The sequence below is a fragment of the Agromyces sp. NPDC060279 genome, from assembly GCF_042726785.1.
Classification (GTDB): domain Bacteria; phylum Actinomycetota; class Actinomycetes; order Actinomycetales; family Microbacteriaceae; genus Agromyces.
In genome coordinates this window covers 1-23,435 of the sequence record NZ_JBHXBK010000009.1, presented here as the reverse complement: position 1 = coordinate 23,435, position 23,435 = coordinate 1, and the positions used below count along the sequence as shown (strand labels likewise).

Genomic DNA, 23,435 nt, shown 5'->3' with positions numbered 1-23,435 from the left:
CGCGCGACCGCGCGAGGCGATCGGGGACCCTGCCGAGAGGACTCTCCGTGACCGACGCCTCCCTCGCCGACGCATCCACCCCCGAGCCCGACGCCCCCGAGACCCGCGAGCGCGGCTGGCGCGCATTCTGGAACCGAGGCGGCTGGTGGAAGGCCCTCATCGTCGTCGTGGTCTACCTCGCCGTGTACCAGCTGCTGCCGATCGTGCTGCTCCCGCTCACCCGGCCCGTGATGGACGAGAACCTCTTCGCGACGCCCGGCAGCGTGTTCGCCGGGCTCGCCCTGCCGGTGATCCTCGGTTCCATCGTGCTGCTCGCGTTCGCCTGGTCGCTCGGCTGGCTGCCGCGGCCGCTGTTCGGCCGTCAGCCCGTGCGAGGCCGCTGGTGGATGTGGCTCGCGCCGGTGCTCGTGCTCATCCCGATCGTGCTGCGGCTCTTCGGCACCGACTACGCGAGCTACTCCGCGGGGGTCATCGTCATGACCTTCGTCGCGGGCCTCTTCATCGGCCTCTCGGAGGAGCTCGTCACGCGCGGCCTCGTCGTCACCCTGATGCGCAAGGCCGGGCACGCCGAATGGGCCGTCGCCGCGGTGTCGGCGCTGTTCTTCTCGCTCATGCACTCGGTGAACGCGCTCACCGGCCAGGGCGTCGAGGCCGTGGGCTTCACGCTCCTCTACACCTTCGCCTTCGGCATCCTGATGTACCTGACGATGCGCGTGACGGGAAGCCTGGTCTGGGCGATCGTGCTGCACGGCCTGACCGACCCGACCACCTTCCTCGCGACCGGCGGCGTCGACAAGACCGGCGGCGCGGCGGCCGAGAGCCCGCTGCTCGCGCTCACCGCGCCGGCGACGATCCTGCTGATCATCGGCGGCTTCCTGCTGCTCATCTTCATCCGCGGCCGGGCGACCCCGCTCGCCGCGACGGTCGCGGGCGCGGACACCCCGGCGCGGCAGGGCTGAGCGCTCAGGCATGAGCGGCGCCGGAGGCATCCCCGAACTCGACCGGGTGATGGCGGGCCTGCGCGCGCAGCTCGAACGCTCGGCGCGCTTCGAGGGGACGATCGATCTCGCCGCTTCGCTGCGCACCTCGCTGCGCCTCGTGCAGCTGCTGCAGCCGCGGCTCGGCGAGCTGCGGCTCGCGGCCGGGCTGCCCGAGGCCCCGCCGCCGTTCGCCCGCTGGCGTGCGCGCCGCTCGGCCCGGGCCTTCGCAGCGCGTCCGGTGCCGAGCGACCGCGTGTTCACGTTCTGGAACCGGCCGATCGACGAGGCGCCGCCCCTCGTGCAGGCCTGCATCGCCCAGCTGCGGCGCACGTACCCGCACGCCCGGGTGCTCGACGGGGCATCCGCGCGCGAGCTCGTCGAGATCCCCGAGCGCGTCGCGACCCTGCTCGAGGACGCCCGCCCCGCGCACTTCTCGGACTACGTGCGCACCAGGGTGCTCGCCGAGCACGGCGGCGTCTGGGCGGATGCCACGGCCTGGGTCGACCGGCCGCTGGATCCCGAGCTGCACCGGCTGCTCCGCGCCGGGGTGGTGTTCCCGCGCTGGGCGAAGCGGCAGATCGCGAACTGGTTCATCGCGGCGCAGCCGGGCGCCCCGGTCCTCGTGCTGCAGCGGCTCGCGCTCGACGCCTGGTGGGAGTCGACGGACGAACTGCCCGACTACTTCCTCTACCACCGGATCTTCGAGGTGATCCAGGCGCTCGTGCCGGAGGCTCGAGGCCAGTGGGATGCCGCGCCGTCACTGTCGGCGACCTCCGCGCACCTGCTGCAGCTCGAGATGATGCAGCCCTGGCGCAGCTCGACCGTGCGCCGCATCCTCGACGCCGCCCCGCTGCAGAAGCTCAGCTACAAGTACGACGCGGTGCCGCCGGGCTCCGTGCTGGAGCGGCTGCTCGCCGGCGACGGCCTCGGCGGCTGAACGGCGACCCGCGTCGGCGGCGTCGCGTATCGTGCTTGCATGGCACCCACGATCCGATCGGCTGCGCCGAGCGACCACCCGCGCCTGCTCGAGCTGTGGCGCGCGAGCGTCGAGGCGACCCATCACTTCCTCGCACCGGCCGATGTCGACTGGTATGAGGAGGTCGTCGCGGGCTACCTGCCGCAGCTCGGCGACCTGCGCGTCGCGGTCGTCGACGGCGGCGACGGCGAGGGCGAGGTCGTCGGGTTCATCGCGCACGACGACGGCGAGATCGGCATGCTCTTCGTCGACCCGGCCAGGCACGGCCAGGGCATCGGCACCCGGCTGCTCGACGCCGTCGGCGCCGACGGCGGCGAGCTGCGAGTCGACGTGAACGAGCAGAACCCCGTGGCGCGCGGCTTCTACCTCGCGCGCGGCTTCGTCGAGGTCGGCCGCTCCGAGCTCGACGGCGAGGGCCGCCCGTTCCCATTGCTCCACCTGCGCCGCGAGGCGAGGGCCGCCGCGTGATCGCCGCGGGGCTCGTGCTCGCCGGCCTCGGCGGGCTGATCCACGTCTACATCTGGGTGCTCGAGTCGCTCATCTGGACGGGCCCGCGCGCCCGCGCCACCTTCGGCATCCGCAGCGACGAGGAGGCGCAGCTCACGCGCGCCCTCGCGTTCAACCAGGGCTTCTACAACCTGTTCCTCGCGCTCGCCGTCTTCGCCGGCATCGTCGCGTTCGCGGCCGGGGCGCCCGCCGTGGGTGCGACGCTCGTCTTCGCGGGGGCGGGCATGATGGTCGCCGCGGGGCTCGTGCTGCTGCTGTCGAGCCCGTCGAAGGCGCGCGCCGCGCTCATCCAGCTCGGGCCGCCGCTGCTCGGCGTCGTCGCGCTCTGGATCGGCCTCGCGACCGCCTGAGGCCCCGTCGTCCAGCCGCGCGCACGGCACTCGGACTGGGGCTGGCGAGCCGGCGTCCCCGGTGCGGCGTAGACTCCCGTGGTCACAACAGAACAGGGGAGGTTGCACACAATGCAACGATTCATGACGACGACGGCACTCGTGTTCGCGGGTGCCCTGCTACTCTCGGGCTGCGCCACGTCCGGTTCGGGCGACGCCGCTTCGACGTCTGCGAAGGACGGCTGCGACACCATCCGCAGCGAGGTCCGCAACGTCTCGAACGGCGCGCAGAACACGCTCGCGACGGCGACCGACGGTGCGGCGACGAAGACCTACCTCGAGGGTCTCGAGGACCGGGTCGACGCGCTCGACGAGCAGGCCGGCGACGACACCAAGGTGGAAGACGCGCTCGAGGGCCTGAAGACCGCCCTCGGCGACGCCGCGGACTACGCCGCGACCATCCCGGCCGATGGCACGCAGGACGCCGAGGCGCTCGCCGCCCAGCAGTCCGCGATCCAGACCGCCGCGAACGAGGTCACCTCGGCCTGCGCCGCCTGACGCCAGGTCACGCACGCACGGGCGCGCGGCATCCCTCCCCGGGTGCCGCGCGCTCCGTCGTTTCCAGGGCTCAGCGCGCGGCGGCGCGCTCGGCGGACGCGATGATGACGTCCATGCCGAGCTGGAACAGCTCGCGGTCCTCCAGCTCGACGAGGCGGGTGCCGAACTCGGCGACGCGCGGATGGCTGCGGGCGTCGGCGAGGATGGGCGCGTCGAACCAGGGGCTCGTGCCGTCGTCGTTGGCTCCGCGTTCGCTGCGGCTGCGCGCGATGCCGGCCGCGGTCGAGAGCACGTGCGAGGCGAGCAGGGCGTAGTGGCGCACGAGCTCCTCCTCGGCGAGGCCCGCGCGGGCGAAGGCGTCGAGCATGAGCTCGATCGCGTCGAGCTCGCCCCGGCCGTGCGTCGTGAGCACGACCGCTTCGGCGGCGACGGCCGGGTGCGCGCAGAAGAGCTCGAGCGTCGCGTCGCCGAGCTGGCGGATGCGTCCGCGCCAGTCGTCGAGCGGGGCGCGCACCGCCGCGACGGAGCGCGCATTGAGCTCGTCGAGCAGCGCCTGCATGAGCGCCTCCTTGTTGCGGAAGTGCCGGTAGATCGCCGTCGGATCGGCGCCGAGCCGGGCGCCGAGCTCCCGCACCGACAGCGTGGTCGCCCGCGTCTCCGCGGCGAGCTCCAGGCCGGCGGCCACGATCGAGTCGTGGTCGAGCCGGGCCTTGCCGCGCGCGCTCGCGCCAGCCGTGGTGTCGGTGGCTGTCGTCATGGCGCTCCTTCGCTCCGCGTCGCCTCCATGCTGCCACGCCGAGGCGGTGCGGAGGCTCGGGAAGCGTAGCAAGTCACGCAGCAATGCTGTCAACAGTGTTGACATCAGTGTTGCGCGCTGAGTACGCTCGCCTCGTCCATTCGATGAGGAAGCGAGGCGACGTGACTGCCGACGTCCTGTTCACCGGCGGGTCCGTGTTCACCGGAACCGGATCCCCGCTCCGAGGCCACACGGTCGCCGTCGCCGGCGGCCGCATCACCGCGGTCGTCCCCGATGCCGAGGCCGACGCCCTCCGCGGCCCGGGCACCCGCATCGTCGAGCTCGAGGGCGCCCTGCTCGCGCCCGGCTTCCAGGACGCGCACATCCACCCCGTCGGCGGCGGCATCGAGCTGCTGCAGTGCGAACTCAGCTCCGCGGCCGACGCCGAGGAGGCCGTCGCGCTCGTGGCGGCGTACGCCGCGGCCAACCCCGAGGAGCCGTGGATCCTCGGCGGCGGCTGGTCGATGGACCACTACCCGGGAGGCGCCCCCACCCGCGGCCTCCTCGACGCCGCGGTCGGCGACCGGCCCGTGCTGCTCATGAGCCGCGACCACCACAGCGCCTGGGCGAGCACCGCCGCCATCCGCGCCGCCGGGCTCGACGCCGCGACCCCCGACCCCGTCGACGGGCGGATCGAGCGCGAGGCCGACGGAACGCCCGCCGGCACCTTCCACGAGGGCGCCATGGAGCTCTTCGCCGAGGTGCGGCCCGCGACGAGCGAGGCCCTCGCCTATCGCGGCCTGCTCCGCGCCCAGGAGGAGCTGCTCGCCCTCGGCATCACCGGCTGGCAGGACGCCATGGTCGGCCAGGGCGGCGGCGTGCACGACCCGCTCGCCGCCTACCGCCGCGCCCTCGACGCCGGCGAACTCAAGGTGCACGTCGTCGGTTCGCAGTGGTGGCGGCGCGACGCCGGTCTCGAGCAGATCGACGGGCTCCTCGCCCTCCGTGACGAGGTCGCGGCGCTCGGCCGTGAGGAGCGGCTCTCCCTCGCCACCGTGAAGATGATGGTCGACGGCGTCGCCGAGAACCAGACCGCCGCGATGCTCGCCCCCTACCGCGACCACCACGGGCACGACACCGACAACCGCGGGCTCTCCTTCATCGACCCCGAGCTGCTCCGCGAGGCCGTCGAACGGCTCGACGCCGAGGGGGTGCAGGTGCACTTCCACGCCCTCGGCGACCGCGCCGTGCGCGAGGCGCTCGACGCCGTCGCCGCGGCCCGCGCGGCCAACGGCCCGAGCGACGGGCGTCACCACCTCGCCCACCTGCAGATCGTCGACGAGGCCGACACCGCGCGCTTCGCCGAGCTCGACGCCGTCGCGAACCTGCAGATGCTCTGGGCCACCCACGAGGACCAGATCGACGAGCTCACCCTGCCGTTCCTGCAGGACGGCGCCGAGGCGAGGCAGTACCCCTTCGGCGACCTCGTCCGCGACGGCGCCCGGCTCGCGGCCGGCAGCGACTGGCCCGTCTCGACCGCCGACCCGCTCGCCGCGATCCACATCGCGGTCACCCGGGTGGCCCCCGGGCTCGACGCCGAACCGCTCGGCGGAGCCCACCAGCGCCTCACGCTCGAGACCGCGCTCGCCGCGTACACCTCGGGCAGCGCGTACGTGAACCACCGCGATCACGACACCGGCCACGTGCGCAAGGGCTACCTCGCGAACCTCGTGGTGGTCGCACCCGACCCCTTCGGGCTCGCGCCGGAGGAGCTCCACCGCGCCGCCGTCCGCTCGACCTGGATCGAGGGCGAGTGCGTCTACGCCGTCCTCGACGCGGGCTGAGCGGCGCGGCGCGCACCAGCACCGCACGCACCAGCACCGCTGCATCCGTCCATCCACCGCACCCAGAGGAGCCCCCAATGCCAGTCCTCCGACCCCGCACCGGCCGGCGCATCGTCGCGCTGACCGCCGGCGCCGCGGCCGCCGCGCTCGCGCTCAGCGCCTGCGCGCCGGCATCCGACGCCCCCACCGCAGCCCCCGACTGGGAGGTGAGCACCGAGACGCCGGCGCCGTCCGGCGACATCGACTCGTTCACCTGGGCGAACTACGCCGAGCCGTATTCGCTCGACTACGCCTACGCGTTCGACTACGCCGACAACATGGTGCTCTCGAACGTCTGCGAGTCGCTGCTGCGGCTGAACCCCGACTACACGCTGAGCCCCGGGCTCGCCGAGGCGTACGAGCAGACGAGCCCGACCACCTGGGTGTACACGATCCGCGACGGCGTCAGCTTCCACGACGGCACGCCGCTCACCGCGGCCGACGTCGTGGCCTCGATGAGCCGGCACCTCGACCCGGCCGTCGGCTCCTCCTGGTACTCCGTCTACCAGAACGTCGCGAGCATCGAGCAGACCGGCGACCGCCAGGTGACGGTCACCACGACGATCCCCGACTCCCAGTTCAACCTCGGCCTCGGCGGCTCGGCCGGCGTCGTCGAGTCGGCGGCCACGCTCGCCGCCGACGGCACCGACTACGGCAACTCCACCGGACTCGTGAACTGCACGGGGCCGTTCGAGCTCAGCGAGTGGAAGTCGGGGGAGTCGATCACGCTCACCCGCTTCGACGGCTACTGGGACGAGTCGCTCCGCGCGAAGTCGGGCGAGGTGCGCTTCGTCTTCATGAATGACGCGACCGCCCGCGTCAACGCACTGAAGTCGGGCGACGTCGACGGCAGCTGGATGCTCCCCGTCGACGGCATCCCGCAGCTGCAGGCCTCGGGCGCCGGCGACGTCTACTTCGGGCTCAGCACCGCGACGTCGAACCTCATCGTCTCGAACCTCGACGGGCCGCTCGGCGACCTCCGGGTGCGCAAGGCGCTCATGTTCGCGCTCGACCGGCAGGGCATCCTGGATGCCGCGGCGAAGGGCTACGGCGAGGTGTCGAACGCCCTGACGCAGGAATCCGTCTGGGGCGAGGCGTCCGAAGCCACCCGCGACGAGGCCTTCTCGGGCCTCGAGGAGTACCCGAACGACCTCGAGCAGGCCAAGGCGCTCGTCGAGGAAGCGGGCGCCACCGGGCAGAAGATCGTCTTCGCCACCGCACCGATCGGCAACGACTTCACCGTCGTCTCGCAGGCGACGGCCGCTGCGGCGCAGTCGATCGGCCTCGAGGCGGAGATCAAGACGGTCACGCCGAACGCGTACACGGCGCTCTTCTCCGACCCGAGCGCGCGCGAGGACGTCGACCTCTTCTACACGGTCTGGTACCTGTCGAGCCCCGACCCGCTGGAGATGTACGGCGTGCTCCGCACCGGCGAGTTCAGCAACTACGGCAACTGGTCGAACGCCGAGTTCGACGAGCTCGCGACGCAGGCGGTCGGCACCATGGACCCGGAGGAGCGGGCGAAGCTCACGAGCCGCCTGCAGCACATCGCGAACGAGGAGCTGCCCTGGCTGCCGCTCTTCGCCGGGCCGATGCCGGTCTTCGTCGGCGAGCGGATCACCGGCGTCGCGCCGTCGATCGCGTTCCTCTACTCCCCGTGGGCGGCCACCATTGGCGCTCGATAGTCGCACCGTCTCGGTCGCCGCCCGCGAGGCGGCGGCCGAGGCGCCCCGCCGCGGGCGGTGGTCGGCCGCCGGGGTGCGCCGGGTCGCCGGCAAGCTCGGCGGGCTCGCGCTCACCCTCTTCCTCGCCTCGCTGCTGGTGTTCTTCTCGCGCTTCCTCGTGCCGGGCGACCCGGTGAGCTTCCTCCTCCGCGGCCGCAAGCCGAGCCCCGAGGCGATCGCGCAGGTCACCGCCCAGTACGGCCTCGACCTGCCACCCTGGCAGCAGTACCTGAACTGGCTGGGCGGTGCGCTGACGGGCGACTTCGGTCGCTCGCTGCAGTACCGCCAGGACGTCTCGACGGTGATCGGCGAGCGCCTGCCCGTCACGCTCATGCTCGTCGTCATGTCGGGCCTCCTGATCGCGATCGTCGGCCTCTCCGCCGGCATCGTGGCGGCCCTCAACAAGGGCCGTCCGCTCGACCGGCTGACGCTCATCGGGCTGACGGTGCTGAGCGCCATCCCCTCGTTCGTCGGGTCGATCGTGCTGATCGCGATCTTCGCCGTGCAGCTCGGCTGGTTCCCGACCTTCGGCTCCGGCCAGGGCTTCGGCGACATGGTCTCCCACCTCGTGCTGCCGTCGATCGCGCTCGCGATCGTGTTCGTCGTGCTCGTCGGCAAGGTCACCCGCTCCTCGATGGTCGAGCAGCTCGGCCGCGAGCACGTCGAGGTGGCCACCAGTCGGGGCCTGAAGCGGGCCACCGTGATCCGCCGGCACGTGTTCCGCAACGCGCTCGGCCCGATCCTCACCGTGAGCGGTGTGCTCGTGGCCGGCCTCCTCGTCGCCTCCACGATCGTCGAGGCCGCCTTCGGCCTCGCCGGCATCGGCTCGCTGCTCGTGCAGTCGGTCGACCGTCTCGACTTCCCGGTCGTGCAGGCGATCGTGATGCTCGTCGTCACCGCGTTCGTCGTCGTGAACGCGATCGTCGACCTCGCCGAACCCTGGATCGACCCCCGATCCGCCGCAGGAGCCAGTGCCAGATGACGACCCCGACCCCCACGCTCGCCGTGAAGGTGCTGCGCGCGCCCCGCGCCCACCGCACGAGCCTCGTCTTCGCGATCGCCTGCGGCGTCGTCGCGGTGATGACGCTCGCCGCCGTCTTCGCCCCGTTCGTCGCGCCGTACCCGCCCGACGCGGTCGACTTCACCGCCGTGAACGCCGGGCCGAGCGCCGCGCACTGGCTCGGCACCGACGGCCTCGGCCGCGACCTGCTGAGCCGGCTCGTCTACGGCGCGCGGACCGCCCTGCTGGGGCCGCTCCTCGTCGTCATCGGCTCGACGGTCATCGGCATGCTGCTCGGCCTCATCGCCGGCTGGCGCGGCGGGTGGATCGACGCCGTGCTCGGCCGCGTCTTCGACGTGCTGTTCGCGTTCCCCTCGCTGCTCATCGCGATCATGGCGGTCGCGCTGTTCGGCAAGGGCCTCGTGGCGCCGGTGATCGCGATGAGCATCGCCTACGCCCCCTTCGTGGCCCGGCTCACCCGCGCCCTCGTCAAGGCCGAGCGCACCCGGCCGTACGTCGCGGCGTACCGGGTGCAGGGGTTCGGCGGCGCGTGGATCGCGTTCCGGCGGGTGCTCCCGAACGTCACGCCGATCGTCGGCGCGCAGTCGGCGCTGAACTTCGGCTACGTGCTCGCGGAGCTCGCCGGGATCTCGTTCCTCGGGCTCGGCGTGCAACCGCCGACGCCCGACTGGGGCGCGATGATCAACGAGGCGCAGTCGGGCGTCGCGGGCGGCTACTTCCTGCCCGCGATCGTGCCGGCCGTCGCCGTGGTGCTCGTCGTCGTGGCCGTGAACATCATCGGAGAAGAGCTCTCCGACCGCATCGGAGGAGGGGTGCCGGCATGAGCCAGCTGCTCGACATCGACGGGCTCACGCTCGAACTGCACGACGGCACGCGCCTGCTCGACGGCATCTCGCTGTCGGTCGCGCCCGGCGAGACCGTCGGCCTCGTCGGCGAGTCCGGCTCGGGCAAGTCGCTGACCGCGCGCACCGTGCTCGGCCTCGTGCCCGAGCGCTCCCGCCTCGGCGGGCGGGTGCGGCTCGACGGGCGCGAGGTGATCGGCGCGCCCGCCCGCGACATCCTGGACCTCCGCCGCCACGCGGCCGCCATGATCTTCCAGGACCCGCGTGCCGGCATCAACCCGATGCGCACCATCGGCGACCACCTGACCGAGACGCTCCGCCGCTGCGAGGGCAAATCCGCCGCCGAGGCGCGGGCCAGGGCGGTCGAGCTCCTCGCCGACGTGCAGCTCCCGCGCCCCGAGGAGCACTTCGGCCAGTACCCGCACGAGTTCTCGGGCGGCATGCTGCAGCGCGTCATGATCGCCGGCGCGCTCACGAGCTCGCCGAAGCTGTTGATCTGCGACGAGCCGACGACGGCGCTCGACGTCACGACGCAGGCGGAGATCGTGCGCGTGCTCGTGGAACTCCGCGAGCGGCGCGGCATGGGCATGCTCTTCATCACGCACGACCTGAACCTCGCGGCCTCGCTGTGCGACCGGGTCGTCGTGATGAGCCGCGGCCGCGTCGAGGAGTCGGGCGACGCCCGGCGCGTCTTCACGGCGCCCGAGGCGGACTACACGCGCCGGCTCATCGAGGCGACGCCGAGCATCGCGGTGCGCAGCCTGGACGGCGACGCCGAAGCGCACGCCGCAGCGCCCGCGGATGCCGCGGCGCGCCCGGATGCCTCGGGGCGCCCGGATGCCTCGGGGCGCACGGATGCCTCGGCTCTCGTCGGGCCGATGCTCGAGGTGCGCGGGCTCGACAAGCAGTATCAGCTGCGCGGCCGGCCCCCGGTCCACGCCGTCGTCGAGGCGGAGCTCGAGATCCCGCGCGGCGGATCGCTCGGCGTGGTCGGCGAGTCCGGCTCCGGCAAGTCGACCCTCGCCCGCATGATCGTCGGACTCGAGCGGCCGGATGGCGGCGAGGTGCGCATCGGCGGCCGCGAACGCAGCGCCGCCCCGCGCAGTCGCGCCGAGCGGATCGCGCACGCGAAGAGCGTGCAGATGGTGTTCCAGGATCCCTACCTCTCGCTCGATCCGCGCATCCCGGCAGGGCGCGCCATCCAGGACGTGCTGCGGCTGCACGGCGGCCTCGACCGCGGCGCCGCCGAGGCGCGGGCGCTCGAGCTGCTCGAGGCGGTGGGGCTCGGCGAGCGCCACCTCGCCGCGCGGCCGAAGACGCTCTCGGGCGGGCAGCGGCAGCGCGTCGCCATCGCGCGGGCGCTCGCGATCGAGCCCGAGCTGCTCGTCATGGACGAGGCCACGAGCGCGCTCGACGTCTCGGTGCAGGCGCAGGTGCTCGACCTCGTCGCCCGGCTCCGAGCAGAGCGGGGCCTCACCGTGCTCTTCATCAGCCACGACCTCGGCGTCGTGCGCCGGGTGTGCGAGCGCGCCGTCGTGATGCGCCGCGGCGAGATCGTCGAGCAGGGCCCGAGCGAGCGGCTGCTCCGCGAACCGGAGCACCCCTACACGCGCCTGCTCGTGGACTCGGTGCCGAAGCCCAGCTGGGAGGCCGCGGCCTAGCAGCGGCGCCCCGGCCCGCTGCGGGCTAGGAGGCCGCCTTCTTCTTGGCCGCCGGCTTCTTCGCCGGAGCCTTCTCGGGGGCGGCCTTCTTGGGCGCGGTCTTCTTCGCGGCGGGCTTCTTCCTGGTCGACTTCTTCGGAGCGGCATCCGCCCCGTCCGAGGCATCCGCGCCGCCGCCTCGCTTGGCGGAGATCGAGCGGCGCAGCGCCTCCATCAGGTCGATGACCTCGGCGCCCTCCTCCTCGGGCTCCTCGCCGAAGGTGGCCGCGGTGTCGAGGGCGTCGCCCTGCTCGAGCTTCGCCTGAATGAGGGTGCGCAGCTCCTGCTGGTACTCGTCGACGTACTGCGTCGGATCGAAGTCGGAGACGAGGCTCTCGACGAGCTGCTTCGAGAGCGCGAGCTCCTTGTCGCTGATCTTCACCTTCTCGTCGAGCGCGGGGAACGCGGCCTCGCGCACCTCGTCGGACCAGAGCAGCGTCTGCACCACGAGCACCTCGTCGTGCACGCGCAGCGCCGCCAGCCGCGTCTTCTGCCGCAGCGCGAGGCGCACGATCGCGGTGCGGTCGGTGGACTCGAGGGTCTCGCGCAGCAGCACGTACGCCTTGCTCGACGCCGAGTCGGGCTCGAGGTAGTACGAGCGGTCGAACATGATCGGATCGATCTGCTCGCTCGGCACGAACTCGACGACCTCGATCTCGCGGCTGCGCTCGGCGGGCAGCGCCTTGAGGTCGGCGTCGGTGATGACGACGGTGCGCTCGCCGTCGTCGTACGCCTTGTCGATGTCCTGGTAGGCCACGACCTTGCCGCAGACCTCGCACTTGCGCTGGTACCTGATGCGGCCGCCGTCCTCGTCGTGCACCTGGTGCAGGCTCACGTCGTGGTCCTCGGTCGCGCTGTACAGCTTCACGGGCACGTTCACGAGGCCGAACGTGACCGCCCCTTTCCAGACGGCTCGCATACCCCCAGTGAACACCCCGGGATGCCGCACCGGAACCCCCTTGCGCGCAAGCCCTCGCCTCCCCGGTGCGCGAACGGGCAGGATGGGGGCATGGCGGATGCGGAGCGCCAGCTCGTCGAAGTCGACGGTCGACGGCTGCGGCTGACGAACCTCGACAAGGTCATGTACCCCGAGACGGGCACGACGAAGGGTGAGGTGATCTCGTACTACGCCGAGATCGCCGCCGTCATGGTGCCGCACGTCGCCGGGCGCCCGGTCACCCGCAAGCGCTGGGTGCACGGCGTCGGCACCGCGGAGCATCCCGAGACCCCCTTCTTCGAGAAGAACCTCGCCGAGCACGCGCCGGAGTGGCTGCGCCGCGGGATCATCCAGCACTCCGACGGGCCCAAGACCTACCCGATCGCGGGCGACCGGGCGAGCCTCGTCTGGATGGCCCAGCAGGCCGCGCTCGAGCTGCACGTGCCGCAGTGGCGCTTCGCGCCGGACGGCTCCGCCGCGAACCCCGACCGGATGGTCTTCGACTTCGACCCGGGGGAGGGCGTCGGCCTCGCCGAGTGCGCCGAGGTGGCCCGGCTCGTGCGCGACGTCATCGGCGGCATGGGTCTCGAGGCGGTGCCCGTCACGAGCGGCAGCAAGGGCCTGCACCTCTACGCCGGGCTCGACGGCTCGCAGAGCTCCGAGCAGGTCTCGGACGTCGCGCACGAGCTGGCGCGCGCCCTCGAGGCCGACCACCCCGAGCTCATCGTGTCGAGCATGCGCAAGGCGCTGCGCACGGGCAAGGTGCTCATCGACTGGAGCCAGAACAACGGCAAGAAGACGACGATCGCGCCCTACTCCCTGCGCGGCCGGCTGCGCCCCTCCGTCGCGGCGCCGCGGGAGTGGGCCGAGCTCGACGAGCCGGGCTTCGCGCAGCTGGAGTTCCAGGAGGTGCTCGCCCGGGTCACCGCGGGCGGCGATCCGATGGCGCGCCTGGGCCGCGCGGCGTCACCCGGCGGCGATGCGCTCGACGCGTACCGCGCCAAGCGCACGGTCGGCGCGACGCCCGAGCCGATCCCGGCGGCGCGCGAGCGCATCGAGACGGCGGGCGCGGATGCCTCGGGCGCGACGGATGCCTCGGGCCGCCGCTTCACGATCCAGGAGCACCACGCCCGGCGGCTGCACTTCGACCTGCGGCTCGAACGCGACGGGGTGCTGCGCAGCTGGGCGGTGCCGAAGGGCGTGCCGGAGACGACGGGCGTGAACCACCTCGCCGTGCAGACCGAGGATCACCCGCTCGAGTACCTCGACTTCGAGGGCACCATCCCGGCCGGGGAGTACGGCGCCGGCACCATGACGGTGTGGGACACCGGTGAGTACGAGCTCGAGAAGTGGCGCGACGACGAGCTCATCTTCACCCTCGAGGGCCGCGTCGGCGGGCCGCTCGGGCGGGTGCGGCTCGCGCTCATCCGCACCGACGGGGATGGCGAGAAGAGCAGCTGGCTGCTGCACCGCATGAAGGAGCAGCGGGCCGGGCAGCGGCACGCGGCGCCGGCTGCGGCGGAGGCATCCGCCTCCCCGCTCGCCCCGGCGCAGCGGATCGCTATACCCGCGCCGCGCACGGGCGCCGCCCGGCCGCCGCGCATCCCGTACGCGCCCATGCTCGCCGTCGCAGGGGCGCCCGGCCTCGCCGGCGACGACCGCGCGCTCGAGTGGAAGTGGGACGGCATCCGCGTGCTCGCCCGCGTCGAGGACGGCGCGAGCCGGCTCGCGAGCCGCACGGGGCGCGACGTGACCGACGTCTACCCCGAGCTCGCCGGGCTCGCCTCGGCGCTCCGCGCCGACGCCGTCGTCGACGGCGAGATCGTCGCGCTCGACGAGGACGGCCGCCCCGACTTCGGTCTGCTGCAGCACCGGATGAACCTCGCCGACCCGCGCGAGATCGCGAAGACGGCGCCGCGCATCCCGGTGCGGCTGCTGCTCTTCGACGTGCTCGAAGTCGCCGGCTCCCCGACCGTCGACGAGCCGTACCTGCGGCGCCGCGAGCGGCTGGAACGGCTGCTGCGGCCCGGCAGCGGCGTGCCGGTCGAGGTGCCGGCGCCCGCCGAGGGCCCGGTCGAGGCCGCGCTCGCCGAGGCCGAACGGCTCGGCCTCGAAGGGGTCATGGCGAAGCGGCGGGACGCGCCGTACCGGGCGGGGGAGCGCAGCGACGACTGGCTGAAGCTGAAGCTCGCGCGCACCCAGGAGGTCGTGATCGGCGGCTACCGGCGCGGCGTCGGCACGCGCACGGGGCGAATCCGCTCACTGCTGCTCGGGCTGCCCGGCGAGCGTGGGCTCGAGTACGTCGGCCGGGTCGGCAGCGGCTTCCGCGAGCGCGAACTCGACCGGCTGCTGGCCCGCTTCCGCGAGCTGGAGCGCGAGACCTCGCCGTTCGTCGAGGTGCCGGCCGCGGACGCCGCCGACGCGGTGTGGCTCGCGCCCGAGCTCGTCGGCGAGATCGAGTTCGGTTCGTGGACCCGCACGGGCGTCGTCCGGCACGCGCGCTGGCGCGGCCTCCGACCCGACCTCGACCCGGCCGGCGTGCGCCGGGAGGGCGGCTGAGCCGGGGCGCGATCCCGCGTCAGTGGTTCCGCAGGGCCGAGATGAGCTCGGACTTGCGCTTGCCGCTGTAGCCCGAGAGGCCCAGTTCCTTCGCGCGCTTCTTCAGCTCGGGAACCGTCCAGTCCTCGTAGTCGCCGTGCGATCCGCCCTTGCGGCCGATGGCGCTGCGACCCTGCTTCGCCGCGGCGTTCGAGACGCGGGCGGCCTTCTCCTTGGAGGCGCCGTCGTCGCGGAGCTTCTCGTACAGTTCGGGGTCCTTCAGTGCGGCGTTCCGTCGTCCGGGCATGGCGTGCTCCTTTCCTCGGTGCCTGCGACGCTAGGGCGCCCGCGAGCGGCCCGGCAGGGGGTTGACAGCTTCCGGCGGGTGCTCGCGTCGCCGCTCGGGTCGGCGTAGCATCGGCCGCATGGGCACGCTGTACTACGGCGACTCCGGTACGCCGATCGGCATCGAGGATCGCGCACTCGCCCACCTGAAGGTGGCGATCACGACGAAGCTGCGCCGCAACGAGAGCTTCACCTTCTCCTGGCGGCACACCGAGGATCAGCCGCGCGGGCGCAGCACCCTGTGGATGCATCCGTCCATCCCGCTGCGCTTCGTCTTCGACGAGCCCGAGCGCCCCGAGCTCAGTGTGCGCTGGATCGAGGAGCTGATGCGCTCGGCGAACAGCACCGGGGGCATCGAGCTCGTGCCCGAGTACCTCGACACCGGGCCGATCCCGACCGACCCCGGCCAGCCGGTGCGGGTCGGCGTCGACGTGCAGGAGATCGAGCACAGCGACGACGAGGAGGAGGCGACGACATGAGCGAGCGCGACGAGGAGCTGGGGCAGGCGGACGAGGCCGCGGCGCGGATCGAGATCGAGCGCTGGTGGCCGCAGCTCTCGATCGAGGCGAAGCACCGCGTGCTCCGCGACCTCGAGGCCGAGCTCGACGAGGAGGCGATCGCCGAGATCGTCGTCATCGCGGCGCGCAGCGGACGGCCGGATGCTGAACCGCCTGTGCGGCTCGAGGCGCACGAGCGCGACTACGTGCGCACCCAGATCGAAGCGGTCGACTGAGCGGACTCCGCCCGGAGGCTATTCGGCGTCGAACGGCTCGGTCTCGTCGGGTTCCAGCACGTGCTGCAGGCCGCCCGCACTGTTGGCCGAGAGCAGCAGCTGCTCGATCCAGAGCCGGTTCAGCTTCGGCGGGCGGTTGCCGCTGAAGACGAACTGCACCGGGATCGACTCGTTCAGCCAGACCGTCGTGCGCCCCGACCCGCGGTCGACGCCGTGCTCCCACGTGAACGCGAACGACTCGGAACGTCGCAGCTTGTTCAGGATGGCGACCCGCAGGTGGGCGAGCGTCCGGTCGTCGATGTCGAACTCGCGCAACGAGGCGCCGTAGACCAGTTTGCCCATGCGCCAAGCCTACGCGGGCCGGTGGCCGCCTGCCCGGGAACTGTTCGTCGAGTTCTTGCGCGCAGTTCGCATACCATTGCTCGCATGTCGAGACGACTGGCGGATGTCGCACGCAAGGTCGGCGTGAGTGAGGCCACGGTGAGCCGGGTGCTGAACGGCAAACCCGGGGTGTCCGCGTCCACGCGCGACGCCGTGCTCACCGCGCTCGACGTGCTGGGCTACGAACGGCCGACGAAGCTCCGCGGCGAACGGGCCCGCCTCGTCGGGCTCGTGATGCCCGAGCTGCAGAACCCGATCTTCCCCGCGCTCGCCGAGTCGATCGGCGGCGGCCTCGCGCAGAACGGCTTCACCCCCGTGCTCTGCATCCAGAGCGCGGGCGGCGTGTCCGAATCGGACTACGTCGAGCTGCTGCTGCACCAGCAGGTCTCGGGGGTCGTCTTCGCCGGCGGCGCGTACTCGCAGGGCGACGCCTCGCACGAGCACTACGCGCGGCTCGTCGAGCTGAAGCTGCCCACGGTGCTGCTGAACGCCCCGGTCGACGGCCTCGGCTTCGCGACCGTGTCGTGCGACGACGCCATGTCGATCGAGCAGGGCTACGGGCACCTCGTGCAACTCGGGCACCGGCGCATCGGCATCCTGCTCGGGCCGCGCGACCACGTGCCGTCCAGGCGAAAGCTGGCCGCGGCCAGGCGGATGGCGGAGCGGCACGGCCTCGCGCTCGACGACGAGCTCGTGGTGCACTCGCTGTACTCGCTCGAGTCGGGGCAGGCGGCCGCCGCGAAGCTGCTGCAGGCGGGCGTCACGGCGATCGTCTGCGCGAGCGACCCGATGGCGCTCGGCGCCGTGCGCGCCGTGCGTCGGGCGGGCCTGCGCGTGCCGGAGGACGTGTCGGTCATCGGCTACGACGACTCGGCGCTGATGAACTGCACCGAACCGCCGCTCACGACCGTGCGCCAGCCGATCGAGGCGATGGGAAAGATGGTCATCGAGCTGCTGCTGCGGCAGATGACGAGCGAGCGCGCCCTCGGCGACGAGGTGCTCTTCGCGCCCGAGCTCGTCGTCCGCGGCTCCACGGGCCCCGCCCCCGCCCCCGCCCTCGCCTGAGTTCAGACTTGCCCGACTTTCATGAAAGTCGGGCAACCCTGCTGCTTGGCTCTCGACTTGCCCGACTTTCATGAAAGTCGGGCAAGTCGGTCTGGGGCGGGATGCCGCTTGCGCGGGTGGTGCAAGCGGCTGACGCAATTTCACGCAAGTCGTCGGAACATTTTGTCGATTTGTTGAATAGTTGCATCATCCTGTTGCTCTCATTACGTTGACCGGCAAGACGCCGTCGTCGGACGCGACGGCGCGCCGAACGACGAGGAGCACCACCGCGTGACCATGCCACTCACCGCCGCCACCACCGGCCCGGCCGCCCCCGCCGGCGACGCCGACTGGTGGCGCAGCGCCGTCATCTACCAGGTGTACGTGCGCAGCTTCGCCGACTCGAACGGCGACGGTGTCGGCGACCTGCAGGGGGTGCGCAGCCGCCTCGACTACCTCGCCGAGCTCGGCGTCGACGCGCTCTGGTTCACCCCGTGGTACCCCTCGCCCCTCGCCGACGGCGGCTACGACGTCGCCGACTACCGCGACATCCACCCCGCCTTCGGCACCCTCGCCGACGCCGAGCAGCTCATCGAGGACGCGGCGGCGCGAGGCATCCGCACCATCATCGACATCGTCCCCAACCACGTCTCGCACGAGCACCCCTGGTTCCAGGAGGCCCTCGCCGCCGGGCCGGGCAGCCCCGAGCGCGAGCGGTTCTGGTTCCGCCCCGGCCGCGGACCGGCCGGCGCGGAGAAGCCCAACGACTGGGTGTCGGAGTTCACCGGTGAGCCGTGGACCCGCACCACCAACCCCGACGGCACCCCCGGCGACTGGTACCTGCACCTCTTCACCCCCGAACAGCCCGACCTCAACTGGAACCACCCCGACGTGCGGCGCGAGCACGAGGAGATCCTGCGGTTCTGGTTCGACCGCGGCGTCGCCGGCGTGCGCATCGACTCCGCCGCCCAGCTCATGAAGCACCCCGAGCTGCCCGACTACCCCGCCGAGCCCGGCCCGGGCGAGCACCCCCACATCGACCGCGACGAGCTGCACGAGCTCTACCGCTCCTGGCGGCGGATCACCGAGAGCTACGACGACCCCCGGGTGCTCGTCGGCGAGATCTGGCTGCCCGACGCGCAGCGCTTCTCGGCGTACCTCCGCCCCGACGAGATGCACACGGCGTTCAACTTCGACTTCATGACCCGCCCGTGGGACGCCGCCGAACTGCGCGCCTCGATCGAGCTCATGCTGCGCGTGCACGCCCCGGTCGGCGCCCCGAGCACCTGGGTGCTGTCCAACCACGACGTGACGAGGCCGGTCACCCGCTACGGCCGTGAGGACTCGAGCTTCGCGTTCCGCAAGAAGCGCTTCGGCACCCCGAGCGACCGCGAGCTCGGCACCCGCCGCGCTCGCGCCGCCGCCCTGCTCACGGCCGCGCTGCCCGGCTCGCTCTACCTGTACCAGGGCGACGAGCTCGGCCTGCCCGAGGCGGAGTTGCCCGTCGCCGTGCTGCAGGACCCCATGCACTTCCGCTCCGGCGGCATCGACCCCGGCCGCGACGGCTGCCGGGTGCCGCTGCCCTGGCGCGGCCTCGCCGAGCCGTTCGGCTTCAGCCCGGCGGGCGCAACGGCGGCCCCCTGGCTGCCCCAGCCGGCCGACTGGTCCGGTCTCACCGTCGAAGCGCAGGAGGCGGACCCGGCCTCCATGCTCGCGCTGTACCGGCGGGCCCTCGGCATCCGTCGCGCGGAGCCCGCGCTGCACCGCAGTGCGCTCGAGTGGGTCGACGCAGGTCCCGAAGCGATCGCCTTCCGCCGCGGCGACGGATTCCTCAGCATCACGAACCTCGGCCCGGCTCCGATCGAGCTGCCGCCGCACGAGTCGATCCTCCTCGCGAGCGCCCCGCTCGACGGAGGCCGGCTCGCCGCCGACGCCACCGCCTGGCTGCGCACCGTGCCGCCGGCGGGGACGACGGCGCCCTGACCCGCACCATCCGCCTGCACCACCACGCACCATCCGCACCACGCACCATCCGCACCCCTTCGCATCACAGCACCGAAAGGACCGACAATGAAGTCATCACGCACCGTCGCAGCCGGCATCGCCGCGCTCGCCATGGTCGGCGCGCTCGCCGCCTGCTCCTCCGGGGGCAGCGACGGCGACGGCAAGCTCGAGCTCCGCGTCGCCACCTTCCCGCCCGGCGCCGACCAGGCGGCCTACGACGCCTTCGCCGAGCAGGAGAAGCAGTTCGAGAAGGAACACCCCGACATCGACATCATCGGCGTCGAGTACGAGTGGACCGCCCCGACCTTCGCGGCCCAGCTCGCGGGCGGCAGCCTGCCCGACGTGTTCACCGTGCCCTTCACCGACTCCAAGACGCTGCTCGAGAACGGCCAGCTCATGGACCTCACGAAGGAGATCGACGAGCTCGGCTACACCGACAAGTTCAACCCGATCCTCCTCGAGGAGGTCACCGGCGGCGACGGCAAGATCTACGGCTTCCCCCGCCAGGCCTACGCCAACGGCCTGCAGTACAACCGGGACCTGTTCGAGCAGGCCGGCCTCGACCCCGACCAGCCGCCGACCACCTGGGACGAGGTGCGCGCCGCCGCGAAGACCATCGCCGAGAAGACCGGCAAGGCCGGCTACGCGACGATGACGAGCAACGGCACGGGCGGCTGGCAGCTGTCGGCGCAGGCCGACTCGCGCGGCGCCCAGCTGCAGACCGCGAACGACGACGGCACCTTCACCTCGACGATCAACAACCCGGCCACGAAGGCGACCCTGCAGTACCTGCACGACCTGCGCTGGGAAGACAACTCGATGGGCGCGAACTTCGACCTCGACTGGGGCAGCATCAACCAGGAGTTCGCGGCCGGCAACATCGGCATGTACACGAGCGGCTCCGACGTGTACACGGCGCTCGTGCGCGACTACGGCATGGACTCCGGCAAGTACGGCCTCACCGTCATCCCGCTCGAGGACGGCGGCGGCGTGCTCGGCGGCGGTGACATCGCGGTCGTGGCGCCCACGGTCGACGACGACACCAAGAAGGCCGCGGTCACCTGGATCGACTGGTACTACATGCAGAAGCTGATGAACCAGGATGCCGCGGTCGCCGACGCGAAGGCGCTGGCCGCGAGCGACCAGGCCGTCGGCACCCCGGTGCTGCCGGTGCTCGACCAGGACACCTACCTCGAGTCGCGCGAGTGGATCAAGGACTACATCAACGTTCCGCTCGACCAGATGACCGGCTTCACCGAGGGCATCTTCGACCAGAGCCCGGTCGGCGAGTTCAAGGGCCAGACCCAGCCGATCTACGCCCTGATGGACAACGTCGTGCAGGCGGTCCTCACGGACCGCAACGCCGACATCGACGCGCTGCTCGTGCAGCTCGACACCGACGCGCAGGCGCTGCTCGACCAGTGAGCACCACCGCGATCGATCAGACGGATGCCCCGGCCGAGGCCGGCGCGGGGCATCCGTCGCCCGAGGCGGCGGCGCGCACCCCATCGCGCCGCCGCCGTCGCACCCCGCTCACCTGGCTGCGCGGGGGAGGCCTGTGGAACCTCGCCTTCCTCGCGCCCATGCTCATCGTGTTCGGGGTCTTCAGCTGGTGGCCGATCGCCCGGTCGGTGGTCATGAGCTTCCAGAAGACGAACCTGATCAGCGACCCGATCTGGGTCGGCCTCGACAACTTCGCCCGCGTGCTCGCCGACCCGAACCTCGGCACCGCGGTCGTGAACACCCTGTACTTCGCGGGCCTCGCGCTCGTCTTCGGCTTCCCGCTGCCGATCATCATGGCCGTGCTGATGAGCGAGGTGCGCCGCGGCAAGGGCCTCTACAGCGCGCTCGCATACCTGCCGGTCGTGGTGCCGCCCGTCGTCGCGGTGCTGCTGTGGAAGGTCTTCTACAACGCGAGCCCCGACGGCGTGTTCAACACCATCCTCGGCTGGGTCGGCATCCCGCCGCAGCCCTGGCTGCAATCGCCGGCGACCGCGATGCCCTCGCTCGTCATCGAGGCGACCTGGGCGGCGGCCGGCGGTTCGATCATCATCTACCTCGCCGCGCTCATCGCGGTGCCGCCGGAGCTCTACGACGCGGCCGAGGTCGACGGCGCCGGCATCTGGCGCAAGATCTGGCACGTCACGCTGCCGCAGCTGCGCGGCATCCTCTTCATCATGCTGATCCTGCAGGTGATCGGCACCGCGCAGGTGTTCCTCGAGCCGTACCTGTTCACGGGCGGCGGGCCGAACAACGCGACCCTGACGGTGCTGCTGCTGATCTACCGCTACGCCTTCCAGAACAGTCTCGGCGGCGCCTACGGCGAGGCCACGGCGCTCAGCCTCATGCTCGCCGTGTTCCTCGGGCTGCTCAGCTGGCTGTACTTCAAGCTCACCGACCGCTGGAGCACGAATTGACCGCGCCCACCCCCTCCTCGGCCCAGCCCGCCACGGCCCTGCGGCAGAAGCTCGCCGGACTCGGCAAGCGGCGTCGCGACCCCTCGGAGGCCGGCGGCGACCGCGGCATCCTGAGCGGGCACGACCGGCGCAAGCGGGGCGTGCGCGTCTCGATGGCCGGCGTGCACGTCGTGCTCTTCGTCGGGCTCGTCGTCGCCGGCCTCGGCCCGCTGCTCTGGCTCGCCAAGGCGGCGGTCACGCCGACGCAGGACACCCTGAGCCATCCCTTCGAGCTCTGGCCGAACGGGATCGACTGGGCGAACCTCGAGACGGCGTGGAACGACATCCACATCGATCAGTACTTTCTGAACACGATCTGGGTCGCCGCCGGCTCCTGGTTCTTCCAGCTGCTGATCGCGACGACCGCGGGCTACGCGCTCTCGGTGCTGCGGCCGAAGTACGCCCCGATCCTGAACGGGCTCGTGCTGGCGACCCTGTTCGTGCCCGCGGTGGTGCTGCTCGTGCCGCTGTACCTCACGGTGCTGCATCCGCCGCTCATCGACACCTCGCTGCTGAACACGTATTGGGCGGTCTGGCTGCCGGCGGCGGCGAACGCGTTCAACATCCTGCTCGTGAAGCGCTTCTTCGACGGGCTGCCGCGCGAGGTGTTCGAGGCGGCGCGCACCGACGGGGCGGGCCCGTTCCGGGTGTTCTGGTCGATCGTGCTGCCGATGTCGAAGCCGATCCTCGGCGTGGTCTCGGTGTTCGCCGTGATCGCCGCGTGGAAGGACTTCCTGTGGCCGCTGCTCGTGCTGCCGGACCCCGCCGTGCAGCCGCTGTCGGTGCGCCTGCCCGCGGTGCAGTCGCAGACCGAGCTCGACGTGTTCCTGGCGGCGCTCGCGATCTCGACGCTCATCCCGATCGTGCTGTTCCTCGTGTTCCAGCGGCTCTTCCTGAGCGGCGCGGGGCTCGGCGGCGCGGTCAAGGGCTAGCCCCAGTCCCCGATCCGCCGCGCAACATCCCGAGTTGCCCGACTTTCATGAAAGTCGGGCAACTCGGGATCGCGCGGCGCTCGATTCGCAATCGCGTCGGACGTGGGATAGAGTGACGTGGTTGCCTGATCGCAGAGCCTGCGCCAGGCGGCATCTGATGCGCCCGTAGCTCAATGGATAGAGCATCTGACTACGGATCAGAAGGTTGGGGGTTCGAGTCCCTCCGGGCGCACGGAATGAGAACGGCCCCGTCTTCGGACGGGGCCGTTCTGCGTTTGCCGGCGCAGCGCGGTTCAGCGGGTGAGCCAGACGGTGGTGTCGGCGGGCAGGATGCCTGGGGCCATGTCGCCGGAGGCGAGCAGTGGCTGCGTGGCGGCGGCTGCGGTGTGCTCGTCGGGCAGCACGTCCGTGAGCGCGAGGGTGGTGTCGCCGGTGTTCGCGACGATGAGGAGTGCGCCGTTCGTGAAGGCGACGACGTCGGGGGTGGCGGGCGTGTCGATCCACTCGAGGGTGCCGCTCGCGAGGGCGTGCTCGCGGCGCAGGGTGAGTGCGGCCCGGTACATCGACAGGGTCGAGCCGGGTGCGTCGTGCTGGCGGTCGCGGGCGTGCTCGGCCCACTCGGCGGGTTGGGGGAGCCAGGAGGCGTCCGTCTGGCCGAAGCCGTAGGAGGGTGAGTCGGCTTCCCAGGGGATGGGGACGCGGCAGCCGTCGCGGCCGTAGCGTTCGCCGTTCGTGCGGAACCAGGTCGGGTCCTGTCGGGCGTCGTCGGGCAGGTCGATGACCTCGGGGAGGCCGAGTTCCTCGCCCTG

At 72.1% G+C, this 23,435-nt stretch carries 23 protein-coding genes and 1 tRNA gene; 19 read left to right on the top strand and 5 right to left on the bottom strand.

Translation table 11 applies throughout. From position 1 onward, the window contains the following. Positions 1-47 precede the first annotated feature (47 nt). From ACFWE1_RS16980 to ACFWE1_RS16960, 5 genes are all read left to right on the top strand, one after another. Positions 48-959: a CPBP family intramembrane glutamic endopeptidase gene (locus tag ACFWE1_RS16980; protein ID WP_376934626.1), complete on the top strand. Its 912-nt coding sequence runs from the start codon at positions 48-50 to the stop codon at positions 957-959. A 10-nt stretch (positions 960-969) separates the two neighbouring features. After that, a complete protein-coding gene (locus ACFWE1_RS16975; protein ID WP_376934624.1) occupies positions 970-1,917 on the top strand; it encodes a capsular polysaccharide synthesis protein in 948 nt (315 codons plus the stop codon). A gap of 39 nt (positions 1,918-1,956) precedes the next feature. Then, positions 1,957-2,424, top strand: coding sequence for a GNAT family N-acetyltransferase (locus ACFWE1_RS16970; protein WP_376934622.1), 468 nt, complete (start codon positions 1,957-1,959; stop codon positions 2,422-2,424). Next, positions 2,421-2,813 (top strand): DUF1304 domain-containing protein, encoded by a 393-nt coding sequence (locus ACFWE1_RS16965; RefSeq protein ID WP_376934620.1) that lies wholly within the window; start codon positions 2,421-2,423, stop codon positions 2,811-2,813. The genes ACFWE1_RS16970 and ACFWE1_RS16965 overlap by 4 nt, the downstream gene beginning before the upstream one ends. 123 nt (positions 2,814-2,936) lie before the next feature. Continuing rightward, the gene (locus ACFWE1_RS16960) at positions 2,937-3,350 is read left to right on the top strand and encodes a hypothetical protein (RefSeq protein WP_376934618.1); all 414 of its coding nucleotides are present in this window, start codon (positions 2,937-2,939) and stop codon (positions 3,348-3,350) included. A gap of 70 nt (positions 3,351-3,420) precedes the next feature. Here the strand turns inward: ACFWE1_RS16960 and ACFWE1_RS16955 are convergent, their stop codons facing one another. After that, the gene (locus ACFWE1_RS16955; RefSeq protein WP_376934616.1) at positions 3,421-4,107 is read right to left on the bottom strand and encodes a TetR/AcrR family transcriptional regulator; all 687 of its coding nucleotides are present in this window, start codon (positions 4,105-4,107) and stop codon (positions 3,421-3,423) included. Positions 4,108-4,268: 161 nt separating this feature from the next. Between ACFWE1_RS16955 and ACFWE1_RS16950 the strand changes: the two genes are divergently transcribed. The 5 genes from ACFWE1_RS16950 to ACFWE1_RS16930 all read left to right on the top strand — a co-directional run bounded on the left by ACFWE1_RS16950 (position 4,269) and on the right by ACFWE1_RS16930 (position 11,217). Next, positions 4,269-5,930, top strand: a complete 1,662-nt coding sequence (locus ACFWE1_RS16950; protein WP_376934614.1) for an amidohydrolase — start codon at positions 4,269-4,271, stop codon at positions 5,928-5,930. Positions 5,931-6,007: 77 nt separating this feature from the next. Then, positions 6,008-7,654, top strand: coding sequence for an ABC transporter substrate-binding protein (locus tag ACFWE1_RS16945; RefSeq protein ID WP_376934612.1), 1,647 nt, complete (start codon positions 6,008-6,010; stop codon positions 7,652-7,654). Then, positions 7,641-8,675, top strand: coding sequence for an ABC transporter permease (locus ACFWE1_RS16940; RefSeq protein WP_376934610.1), 1,035 nt, complete (start codon positions 7,641-7,643; stop codon positions 8,673-8,675). Before ACFWE1_RS16945 ends, ACFWE1_RS16940 begins: the two co-directional genes overlap by 14 nt. Beyond that, positions 8,672-9,538, top strand: a complete 867-nt coding sequence (locus ACFWE1_RS16935; protein ID WP_376934608.1) for an ABC transporter permease — start codon at positions 8,672-8,674, stop codon at positions 9,536-9,538. The genes ACFWE1_RS16940 and ACFWE1_RS16935 overlap by 4 nt, the downstream gene beginning before the upstream one ends. Next, a complete protein-coding gene (locus tag ACFWE1_RS16930; protein WP_376934606.1) occupies positions 9,535-11,217 on the top strand; it encodes a dipeptide ABC transporter ATP-binding protein in 1,683 nt (560 codons plus the stop codon). Before ACFWE1_RS16935 ends, ACFWE1_RS16930 begins: the two co-directional genes overlap by 4 nt. Positions 11,218-11,242: 25 nt before the next feature. Here ACFWE1_RS16930 and ACFWE1_RS16925 read toward each other — a convergent pair whose 3' ends face one another. Further along, on the bottom strand, positions 11,243-12,175 hold the full coding sequence (locus tag ACFWE1_RS16925; protein ID WP_376934604.1) for a Ku protein: 933 nt from the start codon (positions 12,173-12,175) through the stop codon (positions 11,243-11,245). A gap of 90 nt (positions 12,176-12,265) precedes the next feature. On the opposite strand from ACFWE1_RS16925, the gene ACFWE1_RS16920 reads away from it, so the two are divergent. Further along, positions 12,266-14,752 carry an ATP-dependent DNA ligase gene (locus ACFWE1_RS16920; protein ID WP_376934602.1) on the top strand — a complete coding sequence of 829 codons (2,487 nt, stop codon included), beginning with the start codon at positions 12,266-12,268 and terminating at the stop codon, positions 14,750-14,752. Positions 14,753-14,771: 19 nt separating this feature from the next. On the opposite strand, the gene ACFWE1_RS16915 is transcribed toward ACFWE1_RS16920, so the two are convergent. Continuing rightward, positions 14,772-15,038 carry a Rho termination factor N-terminal domain-containing protein gene (locus ACFWE1_RS16915; RefSeq protein ID WP_376934600.1) on the bottom strand — a complete coding sequence of 89 codons (267 nt, stop codon included), beginning with the start codon at positions 15,036-15,038 and terminating at the stop codon, positions 14,772-14,774. A 118-nt stretch (positions 15,039-15,156) separates the two neighbouring features. Between ACFWE1_RS16915 and ACFWE1_RS16910 the strand changes: the two genes are divergently transcribed. Then, entirely contained in the window at positions 15,157-15,555 is a 399-nt protein-coding gene (locus tag ACFWE1_RS16910) for a hypothetical protein (RefSeq protein WP_376934598.1), read from the top strand. Beyond that, a complete protein-coding gene (locus tag ACFWE1_RS16905; RefSeq protein ID WP_376934596.1) occupies positions 15,552-15,809 on the top strand; it encodes a hypothetical protein in 258 nt (85 codons plus the stop codon). Before ACFWE1_RS16910 ends, ACFWE1_RS16905 begins: the two co-directional genes overlap by 4 nt. Before the next feature lie 18 nt (positions 15,810-15,827). Here ACFWE1_RS16905 and ACFWE1_RS16900 read toward each other — a convergent pair whose 3' ends face one another. After that, a complete protein-coding gene (locus tag ACFWE1_RS16900; RefSeq protein WP_376934595.1) occupies positions 15,828-16,151 on the bottom strand; it encodes an ATP-dependent DNA ligase in 324 nt (107 codons plus the stop codon). 84 nt (positions 16,152-16,235) lie between these two features. Between ACFWE1_RS16900 and ACFWE1_RS16895 the strand changes: the two genes are divergently transcribed. The 6 genes from ACFWE1_RS16895 (at position 16,236) to ACFWE1_RS16870 (ending at position 22,858) form a co-directional block, all read left to right on the top strand. Continuing rightward, positions 16,236-17,255: a LacI family DNA-binding transcriptional regulator gene (locus ACFWE1_RS16895; protein WP_376934593.1), complete on the top strand. Its 1,020-nt coding sequence runs from the start codon at positions 16,236-16,238 to the stop codon at positions 17,253-17,255. A gap of 276 nt (positions 17,256-17,531) precedes the next feature. Continuing rightward, positions 17,532-19,217, top strand: coding sequence for a glycoside hydrolase family 13 protein (locus tag ACFWE1_RS16890; RefSeq protein WP_376934731.1), 1,686 nt, complete (start codon positions 17,532-17,534; stop codon positions 19,215-19,217). A gap of 87 nt (positions 19,218-19,304) precedes the next feature. Further along, a complete protein-coding gene (locus ACFWE1_RS16885) occupies positions 19,305-20,663 on the top strand; it encodes an ABC transporter substrate-binding protein (protein ID WP_376934591.1) in 1,359 nt (452 codons plus the stop codon). Beyond that, positions 20,660-21,655: a carbohydrate ABC transporter permease gene (locus tag ACFWE1_RS16880; protein ID WP_376934589.1), complete on the top strand. Its 996-nt coding sequence runs from the start codon at positions 20,660-20,662 to the stop codon at positions 21,653-21,655. The genes ACFWE1_RS16885 and ACFWE1_RS16880 overlap by 4 nt, the downstream gene beginning before the upstream one ends. Before the next feature lie 38 nt (positions 21,656-21,693). Next, a complete protein-coding gene (locus ACFWE1_RS16875; protein ID WP_376934730.1) occupies positions 21,694-22,626 on the top strand; it encodes a carbohydrate ABC transporter permease in 933 nt (310 codons plus the stop codon). Between the two features lie 159 nt (positions 22,627-22,785). Continuing rightward, positions 22,786-22,858 (top strand) — tRNA-Arg (locus ACFWE1_RS16870). Between the two features lie 61 nt (positions 22,859-22,919). Here ACFWE1_RS16870 and ACFWE1_RS16865 read toward each other — a convergent pair. Next, a partial coding sequence (locus ACFWE1_RS16865) for a DUF3459 domain-containing protein (RefSeq protein ID WP_376934587.1) occupies positions 22,920-23,435 on the bottom strand: 516 nt, incomplete at its 5' end.